Below are 11,990 nucleotides of genomic sequence, written 5' to 3'. Positions count from 1 at the left end.
GGCTCGCCCCGACGTCTCCGGCGGCGTCCCCGCATCGGCTCACGCCGGCGCGGGGACGCTTGCGTTTCTCACACCCGAGGGTCCCTAGATCGGGATCTGGGTGAGGATCGGCGTGGTGGGCTGAGCCGACCCGCCTCGGGGTTCGATGGTCACCGCCAGCACCTTCGAGTTGTCGAGAGCATCGACGAGCGTGGGTGCGTTCGCCCCGCCGGGCGGGATGAGTCCGGCCGAGACCGGATTGTCCGCCTTGCCGACGAGCCAGAGTTGGTATTCGCGGTCGTCGGCGATCGGATTGCGCAGGTCACGCAGGAGGGCGACCGCCTGATTGCGTTCGCGCGAGGTCACCACCGACATCGTGCCGCGATCGTCCTGCAGATCACCGACGGCCAGTTGGGCATCGGGCGCCTTGAGGACGTCGAGAACCTGCTGATCCGACTCGGCCACCGTGGAGGCGGGCGGCGCATCGGGAGCGGTCGTCCGGCCGACGATCACGCCGGCGCCGAGCGCGACGACGACCGCCGCGGCAGCGGCGGCCACCCCGACGGCCCATCGTCGGCGGCGGCGATGCTCATCCATCGACACGATGTTGCCGGCCGTCGGTGCATCCGGCTGATCGGGCTGATCGACCTGCGGCGGAACGGGTTCGTCGGGTCCGCCGACCGCGGCGCCGCCCGCGTCCGCCGCCTCGATGTCGACAGTGGCGGCGAAAACAGTCTCGAGAACACGACCCCGCAACGCGTTCGGCGGTTCGAGAGCATACGAGCTCGCGAGATCGGCCATCGCCGAGCGGGTGTCGGCGATGCGTCCGTCGTAGATCCGACGCTCCACCGGCGACAATCCGCCCAATTCGCGCTCCACCCGGGCGTCCTCGGCTGCGGTGAGGATGTCCACGGCGAAGAGTTCGACGTGGTCGTCGAGCCAGTCGGTGTCAGGCATCGTTCTGGCTCCTCAGGCAATGGCGCAGCTTACGCAATCCGTCCCGGATACGGGACTTGATGGTGGGCAACGGCGTCGAGGTCTGCTCAGCGACCTCGGGATAGCTCATTCCGCTGAAATAGGACATCTCGATGCTATCCCGTTGCAGATCGGTGAGCCGGTTCAGACACGTCCGGAGTTCGTCGTTCTCCTCACGATCGACCACGATCTCCAGCGGCGCAGGCGTTCCCGCGGGCGCCTGATTGGTGGCGCCGTACTCGGCGATCTTCCGGTGTTGCAGTTCTTCGGTCCGTACCCGGTCGACGGCCCGTCGGTGCGCGATCGTCATCATCCAGCTGATCACGGTGCCTCGCGCGGGGTGATAGTCGGCGGCCTTCTGCCAGAACACAAGATAGGCCTCCTGCACCACCTCCTCCGCATAATTGCGGTCGCGCACGACACGGAGGGCCAAACCATAGATCCGGGCGCTCGTGAGGTCATACAGACGCGCGAATGCCCCCCGGTCGCCGCCGGCCGAATCGGCCAGCAGCGTTCGGAGGAGATCGGTGTCGTTACCCGCACCTGTGGAAGTCACTCCCCCACGGTAGCCAAAGAGTCCCGCATCATGCGCGCGTTCACGATGTCCCGAGCGGCTCACGGAACGGTCAGGTTCATCACCTAGACTGAGCAGCCACGCTCTCGGACCAGAACGGATGTACATCGTGGGTAGATCTCAGCGCCTCCTCCTCGGGGCGATACTGACGGTGGTCGCAACCGTCGCGGCACTGGTCGCAGCCGTTCCCGGTATGTCCGCTGCGGCCACGACATCGCATGTCGTGAGCCGCTACGACGACGATCCCCAGCAGGTCACGCTGATGGTCTACTCGGCATCCATGGGACGCAACATCCCGGTCACCGTGTTGACGCCGCGTAATCGATCCACCCCGAGTCCCACCCTGTATCTCCTCAACGGTGCCGGCGGCGGCGAGGACTCCGCGACCTGGGATGCCCGGACCGATTACAAGCAGTACTTCGCCGACCAGAACGCCTATGTGGTGACGCCCATCGGCGGCGCGTTCTCGTACTACACGGACTGGCAGCGCGATGACCCCGCACTCGGGCGCAACAAGTGGCAGACCTTCCTCACCAAGGAACTCCCGCCCCTCATCGACGCCGAGTTCAACACGACCAAACGCAACGGCCTCGCCGGGATCTCCATGGCGGGTACCTCGGTGCTCAACCTGGCCATCGCCGCACCCGGTCTGTACAAGTCCGTGGCGGCCTTCAGCGGTTGCGCGCGGACCAGCGACCCGGTCGGGCAGGAGTACATCCGCCTCGTCGTGCAGGATCGCGGCGGCGCGAACATGACCAACATGTGGGGACCGCTCAACGGCCCGGGATGGCGTGCGAACGATCCGTACCTCAACGCCCAGAAGTTGCGCGGCACCAAGCTGTACATGACCGCCGGCACAGGGTTGTCCGGACCGCACGAGCAACTCAGCGACCCGGGCGTGAATGGCGATCCGTTGTTCCTCGCGAACCAGGCGGCGCTGGGCGGTGTGATCGAGGCCGCCATCGACCAGTGCACGCGACAGATGGCGACCCGGCTGGCCGACCTCCACATCCCGGCCAGCGTCAAGCTACGACCGACCGGCACCCATTCATGGGGCTACTGGCAGGACGACCTGCACCAGACCTGGCCGCGGATGGCCGCCGACCTGCGCTGAGGACCAGGGCCACGCCGGCAGGCCGGTCACCAACGATCGAGGCTGGTGTACCCGTCCTGCAGCGCACGGGCGAGCAGATGTGTCTTGGTCGGGGCGTCCCGCCCGACCGCCGAGTACTTTGCCCGGATGCGTGCGAGATGAGTGCTCACCGTCGACGCCGAGATGAACAACGACGCGGCCGCGTCTTCCTTCGACTCGGCCGCCAACCAGCCGAGCAACACCTCGACCTCACGTGACGAGAGCACCGGCCGTCGGTGCGGCGTCACCGCCCCGTCGAAGTTCCGATGGTCCGAGATTCGGGCCACACTGCGATCCGGCCTGTCCTCACCGGAGGTGTGGTGCTGCGGCGCCGGCACGCCGATCTCGCCGCGGCGGGCATCGGCGCCCCGCGCCAAGTGAATGGGCACTCGTGAACTGGCGGTCACTGGTCATCCTTCGCTCTGCACGACCGCATGCGTAATACGGTCTGTTGTCCCACGGAGCGCCCCAGTCCCCCCGACAAGACCGCACCACAGGTAATGAACATTAGGGACTTGTCGCCGTGATCGTTAGACCCAGAACTGGGGACATCGCGTGTTCACGCGATCGTGCAGAGCGTTTGCGACGGGTGCGACCTGGCTGATTCGGTCGCGCCGGGTCACCCCTCGGACCGTCCTGGCCCGTCGCGGCGCGATTGCCGGCCCGCCGCGGCCCCCCGTCCGGGAACCGGCAACCAGCCGTCCTCGACTGCTCGCTTGAACAGATCGAGTTTCGTCCGTGTGGGCCGGCCCGCGGCCGCATATTTTTGACGGATCCGTTTGAGGTACTCGTTGACCGTTTCCGCGGTCACCCCGAGCGCCGCCCCGACGCCGGCGGATGTCTCACCCGACGCATAGAGGGTGAGTACCCGCTGCAGCTGCGGACTCAGGTCCACGGCCTCGAGCTCCGGGTCGGCATCGATCGCGGCGGCCCACTCGGTGGTCAACACCTCACATCCCGACCCTGCCGACCTGATGGCTTTCACGATCTCGTCTTCGGATGCCGATTTGAGGACGACCCCGAGCGTGCCGGCGCGGGCCGCCGAGCGCAGCAAGGAAGGGTGCTCCCCAGAGGTGTAGACCACCGTGCCGATACCCGCGTCCGTGAGACGGGTCACGTTCTGGCCCGGCGTCGTCCCGTCGTCGAGGCGCAGGTCCAGGATCACGATGTCGGTCTGGATTCCTTGTTCGAGAAGGCCGCTGACCGTGGACGCCGAGCACACGAGATCCATGTCGGGTTGCCGATCCAGGATGCGTTCGATGCCCCAGACCGGGGAAGGGTGATCGTCGACCATTCCGACCCTCAGCACCGTCGGCGCATCCGGTGTCATCGCCATCCCTTCCGGTCATTCCCTCCTCCGTCGAGGGTATCGGCATCACCGTCCGCAGTCCTGCCACCCGGCGACCTCGCGTCGGTTCACTCGACCCGCTGGCCCCGCGACGATCGACCTGGCACCATGAGAAAACGAGAACGTGTTCTAGTAGAACCCCCGATTTCCGGTCGAACCCGAGGAGACCCGCCGATGGCTTCCGCCGCATCCACTCACGACGTACTGGGCACCACAGTCACCATGCCGGTCGAGATCCGGCATGCCCGATGCTTCGTCGCCGGCTTCACCGCGGACAGCGACGCCGTCGAGCACGCGATCCGCACCGGTGGCGATGCGGGCGACGCGTACCCGCGTCCGCTGCGCATCCGGCCCGGACGCACCATGTGCATGCTGGTGTTCGTCGACTACGTCGACGGCGACCTCGGACCGTACAACGAGTTCGGTGTCTGCTTCCTCGTCGAGGATCCGACCCGGCCTCCCTCGTCACCGATCCGGGCTCTTCGCTCCCTGATCGGCGGCGATGCCCGTGCGCTGATCCATCACCTGCCGGTGGACGGCGACTTCACCCTGGCCGCGGGCCGCGGCATCTGGGGCTTCCCCAAGACCCTCGCCGATTTCGAGGTCGATCACGATTCGTCGACCAAGCACGGCCGCGTCGTCGCCGACGGACAGCTCGTCGCGGACCTGACGGTCCGCCCGGGGATACGGGTCCCGGACTCCGCGCAGGACACCGTCCTCAACGCCTACTCCCAGCTCGACGGCGTCCTGCGGATGACGCCGTGGCGACTCACCTCGACCTCGGGCACCCGCACCCGCATGGGCGGCGCCGACCTCGTCCTCGGGACCCACCCGATCGCCGACGAGCTGCGCTCCCTGAAGCTGAGCCGGCACGCGCTGATGGCGTCCTCGGTCTCCCGGGTCACGATGGCTTTCGAGGACGCGACGGTCATCTCCGCCACACCGTGACCACCCTGTAACAATCCGCCGCCGCGGACCGACTACTTTGTGAGTTCATCCGCCCGCAACCCGTGGGCCGTCCTCGACCGTGCCGGATCCGGCGACGGTCGGAATCCCGACCAAAGGAGTGAATCGCACCGTGAGCCCGCTCAGGCGCTGGACAACGGTCCTGTTGATCGTCGTCGGGTCGGTGGCGTCACTCCTCGCCACCGCCGGCACCGCCCAGGCCGCGCCGGCGAAGCCGTCGCGGATCGTGAAGGTCGTCCACGACGGACCGCAACAGGACACCCTGACCGTCTACTCGGCCGCGATGGGCAAGACTTTCCCGGTCGAGGTGCTCACCCCGCGCGACCGCAGCACCCCGTCTCCGGTCTTCTATCTGCTCAACGGTGCGGGCGGCGGCGAGGACGGGGCGACGTGGGCGGCCCGCACCGATTACAAGAAGTACTTCGCGGACAAGAAGACCTACGTGGTGACTCCCATCGGCGGCGCCGCGTCGTACTACACCGACTGGATCCACGACGACCCCGAGCTCGGACGCGTCAAGTGGCAGACCTTCCTCACGAAGGAACTCCCCCCGCTGATCAACCGACAGTTCTCGACCACCGGACGCAATGCCATCGGCGGCATCTCGATGTCCGGGACGTCGGTGCTGAATCTGGCGATCGCCGCGCCGAAGCTCTACCGGGCCGTCGGTGCATTCAGCGGTTGTGCCCGCACCACCGATCCCCTCGGCGAGGCCTACGTCCGGATCGTCGTCGAGAGTTTCAGTGCACGCAAGGTCACCAGCATGTGGGGCCCACCCGGCGGTCCGGTGTGGCGTGCGAACGACCCGTACCTCAATGCCGAGAAACTGCGTGGCACCAAGATCTACATGACGAGCGGCAACGGTCTGCCGGGTCCGCACGAGACTCTGAACGATCCCTCCGTCAAGGGCGACGCCGCGTGGCTGGCCAACCAGACCCTGGTCGGCGGTGTCCTGGAGAGCGCCGTCGGGCAGTGCACCGGCCAGATGGCCCGGCGCCTCGCCGATCTGCACATCCCGGCCGACGTGTCGGTGCGTCCCAACGGCACCCATTCCTGGGGGTACTGGCAGGACGATCTGCGCCGGACATGGCCGAAGATCGCCCGCGACCTGGCATCCTGACCGCCTGGCATCCTGACCGCGCACGCCCGTCGTCGGGCATCACCCGGCAGGCATCGCCCACCAGGGCCGGTGACCCGACGGCGCGGCGTCAGCCCCACTCGGCAGTCATCGGCGACGCCCGCTCGTCCTCTCGCGCGAAGAGCCGCCACGGTCGCCACGTCCGCGTCCGCGGATCGAACGGCTTCACCCGCAGCCACCAGACGAAGAGGGACGTGTACAGCAGCGGTGACTGCGCCACCATGAAGCTCGCCTGGCGATGCCGACCGTGAGCCTTCGTGGTCTTCACCGCCGCGGCCCGATATTTCCGATTGGCCCACGGGCTCATCCGGAATCGGCGGGGCGACACCCCCGCCAGCATCGCCGGCACCACCCACACGACCGCGTCCTTCTCGAGCAGCGTGAAGAACAGATCGATGTCCTCATGGGTACCCGGAAGATTCGGCACATCCGACCGGACCGAGTCCCATGCGGTGCGGCGTATCGCCATGTTGTTCCCCAGCAGCGTGAACGCCTTGCGGCCCTCCGAGGAGCGTTCGGCGTTACGGCGCTGACGCTTCTCGAACCGGTGCTCGAGTGGGACGTCGTACAGGTAGTCGAAGCCGGTGACCGCGGCGACTTCTGGTCGCCCGGTCATGAACTCGACGAGTGACGCGCACCAGTTCGGGTCCAGCCGCGTGTCTGCATCGATCCGGCCGATGACGTCGGTGGACGACGCGTCGAAACCGGCATCGCGCGCCCACCCGACGCCTTGGCGCGGCGCGGTCACGATGCGGATGGGAAGCCGATGGGAAAACGACTCGGCGACGGCGACCGTCCGGTCGCTGCAGTTGTTGTCGACGACGATGCACTCGTCCACGGCACGAGTCTGAGCGGCGATGCCCTCCAGGCACGCGGCGATGACCTCTTCTTCGTTGTAGACCGGAATCACCACACTGACCGTGAACATCTCGCGTCTCCCTCGCTGTCGGTGCTCGTCGCATGTTAACCAGCGCGACCGCGCAGCGCGGCGTCGGCACCGCGCATCCGGTGGCGGATTCACCCGTCCGGACCCGTCATCCGGATACCGACATCGACGAATCCGCACCAGCGCTTCTCTAGACTGAGACCGCCAGCCCATTCGTCGAAGGATGCCCATGAGCAATCTCGAGATCCAGCCTGCCGAGCTCGACTGCCGGTCGGGTGCGACAGATCCCGCGCAGGACTCGGGGAGGCCGGCCGTGGAGGTGCTGACCGCACGTGACGTCCCGCTCGGCGGGCCGCGGGCGATGACGGTGCGTCGCACGCTGCCGCAGCGCAGACGATCGCTGATCGGCGCATGGTGCTTCGCCGACCATTACGGCCCGGACGACGTCTCCGCGACCGGCGGCATGGACGTTCCGCCGCATCCCCACACCGGGCTGCAGACGGTGAGCTGGCTGTTCTCCGGCGCGATCGAGCACCGCGACACCATGGGCAACCACGCGGTGGTGCGGCCGGGAGAGCTGAATCTGATGACCGCGGGCCACGGGATCGCGCACACCGAGGTCTCTACCCCCGACACCACGTTGCTGCACGGCGTTCAGCTGTGGATCGCGTTGCCGGCGGCCGCGGCCGACACGACCAGGGACTTCGCGCACCACGTACCGGCCGTGATCGAGCGGGAGGGCGTCGCCGTGCGCGTGTTCCTCGGGGAACTGCTCGGCGAACGTTCGCCCGTCCAGACCTTCACGCCACTGATGGGCGCCGAGATCACCATGACGCCCGGCGCCGAGATCGATCTGCCGGTGTCGCCGTCCTTCGAACACGGGATTCTCGTGGACGCCGGGCGCATCCGACTCGTCGACGTCGCCGCCGAACCGCTCGAGCGCACCGAACTGGGATACGTGGGCGTCGGAGCGACACATCTGCGGGTGCGCAATGACGCCGAAGAGGATGCGCGCCTGGTGATCCTGGGCGGCACCCCCCTCGACGAGGAGATCATCATGTGGTGGAACTTCGTCGGCCGCAGTCACGACGACATCGTCCGGTACCGACAGGAATGGACCGATCACAGCGACCGATTCGGGCAGGTGGAGGGCTATCAGGGCGAGGTCCAGCACCTGCCCGCACCGGCCCTGCCCACCACACACCTGAGACCCAGGCGCATCCCGCCGGGCCGCGCCTGAGGCCCGTTCAGGCCTGCTCGCCCAACAACTTTGCGAAGTTGGCGATACCCGCCTTCTCGACCGCCGACTGGTGGGCCCCTCGACTGTCGTCCTTGTCCCGGTCCGCCCCGTTCGCCTGCGCCCGGCCGGCCGGGGCGCCCTGCTCGAGCCGGCCGGGTGGCAGTGCGGCGACGAGTTCGGTTGCCGCACGACGGATTCGGTCCGACAGCAACGCGGTGTCGCCCGACGTGCCGGCCCAATCTTCGGCCGCCGCGTAGACCGCGGTCGGCATGACCACCGCGCGGAGGTAGGCGAACAGCGGACGCATGGCGTGATCGAGAACCATCGAGTGCCGCGGACTGCCGCCGGTCGCCGCGATGACCACCGGGAGGCCCTGCATCCGATCCACCTCGACGAGGTCGAAGAACGACTTGAACAGACCGCTGTAGGACGCATTGAAAACCGGTGTCGCGACGATCAATCCGTCGGCGCCGTGGACCGCGTCCACCGCCGCGCGCACCCCGCCGACCGCAAATCCGGTCGTCATAGACCGCGCGACGTCGACGGCGAGATCCCGGAGGTCGATGACCTCGACGTCGATGTTCAGCCCGTCCCGCACCGCGTGCTCGGTGATGGCGTCCACGAGCCGGTCGACTAGCAGGCGGGTCGACGACGGGTCACCGAGCCCAGCGTTGACCGCGACCACCCGCATGCTCACGAGCGCACCGCCCCCGGCTGTGCCGGCTGACCGGCATCCGCAGTGGCCGACACGTCGCGGGCGGCCACCAGCGAGGCGTGCGTCGGCGCATCGGGAACATCGGCCGGACGGCCCTGTGCGAATCCGGCCCGCAGATCGGGCAGGACGTCGCCGAGCAGGTCGAGTTGCTCGAGCACCGTCTTGAGCGGCAGGCCGGCATGGTCCACCAGGAACAGCTGACGCTGATAGTCACCGAAGGTCTCGCGGAAAGTGAGCGTCTTGTCGACGAATTCCTGTGGGCTGCCGACGGTCAGCGGTGTCTCCGAGGTGAATTCCTCCAGGGACGGACCGTGTCCGTAGACAGGGGCGTTGTCGAAGTACGGACGGAACTCACGGACCGCGTCCTGTGAGTTCTTCCGGATGAAGAACTGTCCGCCGAGACCGACCACGGCCTGGTTCGCCGTGCCGTGCCCGTAGTGCTCGAACCGCTCGCGGTAGAAGCCGATCAACTGCTGGAAGTGCTCCTTCGGCCAGAAGATGTTGTTGGCGAAGAAGCCATCGCCGTAATAGGCGGCCTGCTCCGCGATCTCGGGGCTGCGGATCGATCCGTGCCAGACGAACGGGGCGACGCCGTCCATCGGCCGCGGCGTGGAGGTGAAGGAAGTGAGCGGGGTGCGGAACTTGCCCTCCCAGCTGACCACGTCCTCGGTCCAGAGCCGATGCAGCAGGTGATAGTTCTCGATGGCGAGCGGGATGCCCTGGCGGATGTCCTGACCGAACCACGGATAGACCGGGCCCGTGTTCCCCCGGCCGAGCATGAGGTCGACGCGGCCGTCCGCGAGATGCTGGAGCATCGCGAAGTCCTCGGCGATCTTCACCGGGTCATTGGTGGTGATGAGGGTGGTGGCCGTCGACAGCTGGAGCGTGCTGGTCTGGGCGGCGATGTAGGCGAGGGTGGTGGTCGGCGACGACGAGAAGAACGGCGGGTTGTGGTGCTCGCCGATTGCGAACACATCGAGGCCGATCTCCTCGGCCTTCTTGGCGATCTCCACGGCTGCCGTGATCCGCTCGTGCTCGGTCGGCGCCACCCCCGTGGTGGGATCGACCGTGATGTCACTGACGCTGAAGAGTCCGAACTGCATGTCGCGCCTCCTGTGTCTGATGCAAATCTGTCTGATACGAACGTCACCCAATCTAACCGGACCGCGGTCCGATTAATTCCGCGATCGGGCCCCCAGCTGCGTAGGTTAGTGTTGGCTCATCCAAGAGGAGGAGGCGAAATGAAGGTTCGGAAGTCCGTGGCCGCAGCGCTGCTCGCCGGAGCGACGATGCTGGTCGCAGCCGGCTGTTCCGACGAGGCGAACGACACCGTCAGCAGTGCCGCAAGCGGTGCGTCGGCAGCGGTGGCGTCGGCAGCCAGCGACGCCAAACAGGCCGTCGTCGGACTGAGCACCGACGATGCCCAGGTGATCCTGCGCAAGTCGGTCGACCCGGCAACCTCGTCAACAGAACTCGACGCAGTGGTCGACACCACGAACCCCGTCACCAAGGCCGCCATTCAGGGCTACGCGAAGGCCTCGAACATGGCCGGCTACACCCCGGAGGTGTACACGGTGAAAGAAGTGAAGGCCGACGGTGACGACAAGGCGGTCGCGACGGTGTCGATCAAGAGCCCGCACGCACCCCAACCGGTCGACGTCACACTCGCCTACGTGAAAGCCGACGGTGACTGGAAGCTCGCCGGCAGCGCGGTGACCCAACTCTCGTCCATGGGTGGCCAGCACGGGGGCTGATCCCGAGACATTCGACGAATCTCGCCGCAGCCCCGCAGGGGGTGCGGCGAGATTTCTGTCTGCCGGGCGGTGCGATGTCGTGACCTGCCCGCGTGCGCGGTCACCGGCGGACGCGAGGGGAATCAGGAACAATGGACCGGCGGCGCGGAATCTGCTCGCCGGCCGTCAGGAGGTTCGCCATGCGGGTGACCGAACACCCCACCCAGCCGATCGATGCGCCGGTCACCGATCGCCACCTACGGTGGCCACCGCCCGAGGATGCCGACCGACCGGCCGCCGAAGATCTGTCGATCGCCGACAACCCGGTCACCGGCGAGAACATCGGACACGTGCCTGCTCAGATCATCGCCGCACCGCCGGTGCATGCGCCGTTGCCCAGGGTCGGCGAGATCTGGGACCTGCCGGTACACACGGTCGACCCGGCCTGGTCGGATCCCGCATGGACCGCGGCAGCGTCCACGTATCCAGCATCCGTATATCCAGGGTCCACATATCCAGCGTCCACATATCCGGCGTCGCCATATTCACCCGGATACGGACAGCAGAAGCGGCCGGCGCCGGGCACCGCGACGGCCGCCGTGGTGGCCTCATCAGCGTCCCTGCCACTCGCGCTGCTCGGGGTCGGCGCGGTGCTCGGATTTCTCGGCGTCGTCCTGGGGATCGTGGCGGTCGTCCAGATCGGGTCGGGCCCACAGATCGGTTCGGGCCAACAGATCGGTTCGGGCCAACAGCGCCGTCAGGGGACGGGCCAGGCGGTGGCTGCCATCGTGATGGGTACGGCGAGCGTCGTCGTGGGCACGCCGATCCTACTGGTGATCCTGGCCGTTCTCGCCGTCATCTGAGACCGGCGAGGAACTCCGGAGCCATTCCTGGTCTCGACGGAGACGGGGTCTCAGCCGACGGCGCGCAACTCGTTGTCGGCACCGCCCTCGATGTCCCGTCCCAGCCAGGCGACGACCTCGCCGACCACTCGATTGCGCTCGGCGGTGCCGTCGATGCGGGTCAGGGACGGCATGCAGTGGAGCAGGCCGGCATGGAACGCGGCGTCGCGGGACAGGCCGTGGCGATCCATCACGGACTCGTACGACGAGATGCTCTCGTCGAGGGCACGATAGCTGACGACGTCGTCGCCGAAGCGCACAGCCGTCAGGCGCGGTGTCACCTGCGCCCGCTTCTGGATGTCTTCCAGCACGTCAGTCATCTTCACAGCCACTCCCCCGACTTCGTGATGTCGACCCTGGCCACTCTGCCTCCCAGTTCGAGCCGGCACCGGGTCCTTCTTA

The 11,990-nt window shown here is 67.4% G+C and carries 14 protein-coding genes; 6 read left to right on the top strand and 8 right to left on the bottom strand.

Features of this window, described 5'->3' with window-relative positions:
- Nucleotides 1–84: 84 nt before the first annotated feature.
- Both ACLQ3I_RS10735 and ACLQ3I_RS10730 read right to left on the bottom strand, forming a co-directional pair.
- Nucleotides 85–936, bottom strand: coding sequence for an anti-sigma factor (locus ACLQ3I_RS10735; protein WP_425801760.1), 852 nt, complete (start codon nucleotides 934–936; stop codon nucleotides 85–87).
- Nucleotides 929–1,510, bottom strand: a complete 582-nt coding sequence (locus ACLQ3I_RS10730) for a sigma-70 family RNA polymerase sigma factor (protein WP_425790761.1) — start codon at nucleotides 1,508–1,510, stop codon at nucleotides 929–931. The genes ACLQ3I_RS10735 and ACLQ3I_RS10730 overlap by 8 nt, the downstream gene beginning before the upstream one ends.
- Before the next feature lie 118 nt (nucleotides 1,511–1,628).
- Between ACLQ3I_RS10730 and ACLQ3I_RS10725 the strand changes: the two genes are divergently transcribed.
- On the top strand, nucleotides 1,629–2,642 hold the full coding sequence (locus ACLQ3I_RS10725; protein ID WP_425790759.1) for an alpha/beta hydrolase: 1,014 nt from the start codon (nucleotides 1,629–1,631) through the stop codon (nucleotides 2,640–2,642).
- A gap of 26 nt (nucleotides 2,643–2,668) precedes the next feature.
- On the opposite strand, the gene ACLQ3I_RS10720 is transcribed toward ACLQ3I_RS10725, so the two are convergent.
- Both ACLQ3I_RS10720 and ACLQ3I_RS10715 read right to left on the bottom strand, forming a co-directional pair.
- Nucleotides 2,669–2,998 carry a response regulator transcription factor gene (locus ACLQ3I_RS10720; protein ID WP_425792071.1) on the bottom strand — a complete coding sequence of 110 codons (330 nt, stop codon included), beginning with the start codon at nucleotides 2,996–2,998 and terminating at the stop codon, nucleotides 2,669–2,671.
- Between the two features lie 281 nt (nucleotides 2,999–3,279).
- Entirely contained in the window at nucleotides 3,280–3,996 is a 717-nt protein-coding gene (locus tag ACLQ3I_RS10715) for a LuxR C-terminal-related transcriptional regulator (protein ID WP_425790757.1), read from the bottom strand.
- 186 nt (nucleotides 3,997–4,182) lie between these two features.
- Here ACLQ3I_RS10715 and ACLQ3I_RS10710 point away from each other — a divergent pair, with 186 nt between their 5' ends.
- Together ACLQ3I_RS10710 and ACLQ3I_RS10705 are read left to right on the top strand one after the other, a co-directional pair.
- A complete protein-coding gene (locus ACLQ3I_RS10710) occupies nucleotides 4,183–4,956 on the top strand; it encodes an acetoacetate decarboxylase family protein (RefSeq protein ID WP_425790756.1) in 774 nt (257 codons plus the stop codon).
- A 130-nt stretch (nucleotides 4,957–5,086) separates the two neighbouring features.
- Nucleotides 5,087–6,094, top strand: coding sequence for an alpha/beta hydrolase (locus ACLQ3I_RS10705; RefSeq protein WP_425790754.1), 1,008 nt, complete (start codon nucleotides 5,087–5,089; stop codon nucleotides 6,092–6,094).
- An 88-nt stretch (nucleotides 6,095–6,182) separates the two neighbouring features.
- Here the strand turns inward: ACLQ3I_RS10705 and ACLQ3I_RS10700 are convergent, their stop codons facing one another.
- Complete coding sequence (locus tag ACLQ3I_RS10700; RefSeq protein WP_425801757.1) at nucleotides 6,183–7,040, bottom strand: glycosyltransferase family 2 protein; 858 nt, start codon at nucleotides 7,038–7,040, stop codon at nucleotides 6,183–6,185.
- Between the two features lie 187 nt (nucleotides 7,041–7,227).
- On the opposite strand from ACLQ3I_RS10700, the gene ACLQ3I_RS10695 reads away from it, so the two are divergent.
- Nucleotides 7,228–8,238 (top strand): pirin family protein, encoded by a 1,011-nt coding sequence (locus tag ACLQ3I_RS10695; protein ID WP_425801754.1) that lies wholly within the window; start codon nucleotides 7,228–7,230, stop codon nucleotides 8,236–8,238.
- A gap of 7 nt (nucleotides 8,239–8,245) precedes the next feature.
- Here ACLQ3I_RS10695 and ACLQ3I_RS10690 read toward each other — a convergent pair whose 3' ends face one another.
- On the bottom strand, nucleotides 8,246–8,929 hold the full coding sequence (locus ACLQ3I_RS10690; protein ID WP_425792070.1) for a CE1759 family FMN reductase: 684 nt from the start codon (nucleotides 8,927–8,929) through the stop codon (nucleotides 8,246–8,248).
- A gap of 2 nt (nucleotides 8,930–8,931) precedes the next feature.
- A complete protein-coding gene (locus ACLQ3I_RS10685; RefSeq protein WP_425801751.1) occupies nucleotides 8,932–10,056 on the bottom strand; it encodes an LLM class flavin-dependent oxidoreductase in 1,125 nt (374 codons plus the stop codon).
- Between the two features lie 138 nt (nucleotides 10,057–10,194).
- Between ACLQ3I_RS10685 and ACLQ3I_RS10680 the strand changes: the two genes are divergently transcribed.
- Together ACLQ3I_RS10680 and ACLQ3I_RS10675 are read left to right on the top strand one after the other, a co-directional pair.
- Nucleotides 10,195–10,707 (top strand): DUF4878 domain-containing protein, encoded by a 513-nt coding sequence (locus tag ACLQ3I_RS10680; RefSeq protein WP_425801748.1) that lies wholly within the window; start codon nucleotides 10,195–10,197, stop codon nucleotides 10,705–10,707.
- A gap of 179 nt (nucleotides 10,708–10,886) precedes the next feature.
- A complete protein-coding gene (locus ACLQ3I_RS10675; RefSeq protein ID WP_425801745.1) occupies nucleotides 10,887–11,549 on the top strand; it encodes a hypothetical protein in 663 nt (220 codons plus the stop codon).
- A gap of 50 nt (nucleotides 11,550–11,599) precedes the next feature.
- Here the strand turns inward: ACLQ3I_RS10675 and ACLQ3I_RS10670 are convergent, their stop codons facing one another.
- Complete coding sequence (locus ACLQ3I_RS10670) at nucleotides 11,600–11,908, bottom strand: hypothetical protein (protein ID WP_425790743.1); 309 nt, start codon at nucleotides 11,906–11,908, stop codon at nucleotides 11,600–11,602.
- Nucleotides 11,909–11,990 lie beyond the last annotated feature (82 nt).

The organism is Gordonia sp. DT101 (genome assembly GCF_049844895.1).
In the GTDB taxonomy this organism is placed as follows: domain Bacteria; phylum Actinomycetota; class Actinomycetes; order Mycobacteriales; family Mycobacteriaceae; genus Gordonia.
The sequence above is the reverse complement of the archived record's forward strand: the minus strand, read 5'-3'. Positions and strand labels throughout refer to the sequence as shown.

What these genes read in the sequence shown, in the direction of transcription:
- ACLQ3I_RS10735 (WP_425801760.1), bottom strand. Translation starts at nt 936, where the DNA reads ATGCCTGACACCGACTGGCTCGACGACCACGTCGAACTCTTCGCCGTG.
- ACLQ3I_RS10725 (WP_425790759.1), top strand. Translation starts at nt 1,629, where the DNA reads ATGTACATCGTGGGTAGATCTCAGCGCCTCCTCCTCGGGGCGATACTG.
- ACLQ3I_RS10715 (WP_425790757.1), bottom strand. Translation starts at nt 3,996, where the DNA reads ATGGCGATGACACCGGATGCGCCGACGGTGCTGAGGGTCGGAATGGTC.
- ACLQ3I_RS10710 (WP_425790756.1), top strand. Translation starts at nt 4,183, where the DNA reads ATGGCTTCCGCCGCATCCACTCACGACGTACTGGGCACCACAGTCACC.
- ACLQ3I_RS10700 (WP_425801757.1), bottom strand. Translation starts at nt 7,040, where the DNA reads ATGTTCACGGTCAGTGTGGTGATTCCGGTCTACAACGAAGAAGAGGTC.
- ACLQ3I_RS10695 (WP_425801754.1), top strand. Translation starts at nt 7,228, where the DNA reads ATGAGCAATCTCGAGATCCAGCCTGCCGAGCTCGACTGCCGGTCGGGT.
- ACLQ3I_RS10690 (WP_425792070.1), bottom strand. Translation starts at nt 8,929, where the DNA reads ATGCGGGTGGTCGCGGTCAACGCTGGGCTCGGTGACCCGTCGTCGACC.
- ACLQ3I_RS10685 (WP_425801751.1), bottom strand. Translation starts at nt 10,056, where the DNA reads ATGCAGTTCGGACTCTTCAGCGTCAGTGACATCACGGTCGATCCCACC.
- ACLQ3I_RS10680 (WP_425801748.1), top strand. Translation starts at nt 10,195, where the DNA reads ATGAAGGTTCGGAAGTCCGTGGCCGCAGCGCTGCTCGCCGGAGCGACG.
- ACLQ3I_RS10675 (WP_425801745.1), top strand. Translation starts at nt 10,887, where the DNA reads ATGCGGGTGACCGAACACCCCACCCAGCCGATCGATGCGCCGGTCACC.
- ACLQ3I_RS10670 (WP_425790743.1), bottom strand. Translation starts at nt 11,908, where the DNA reads ATGACTGACGTGCTGGAAGACATCCAGAAGCGGGCGCAGGTGACACCG.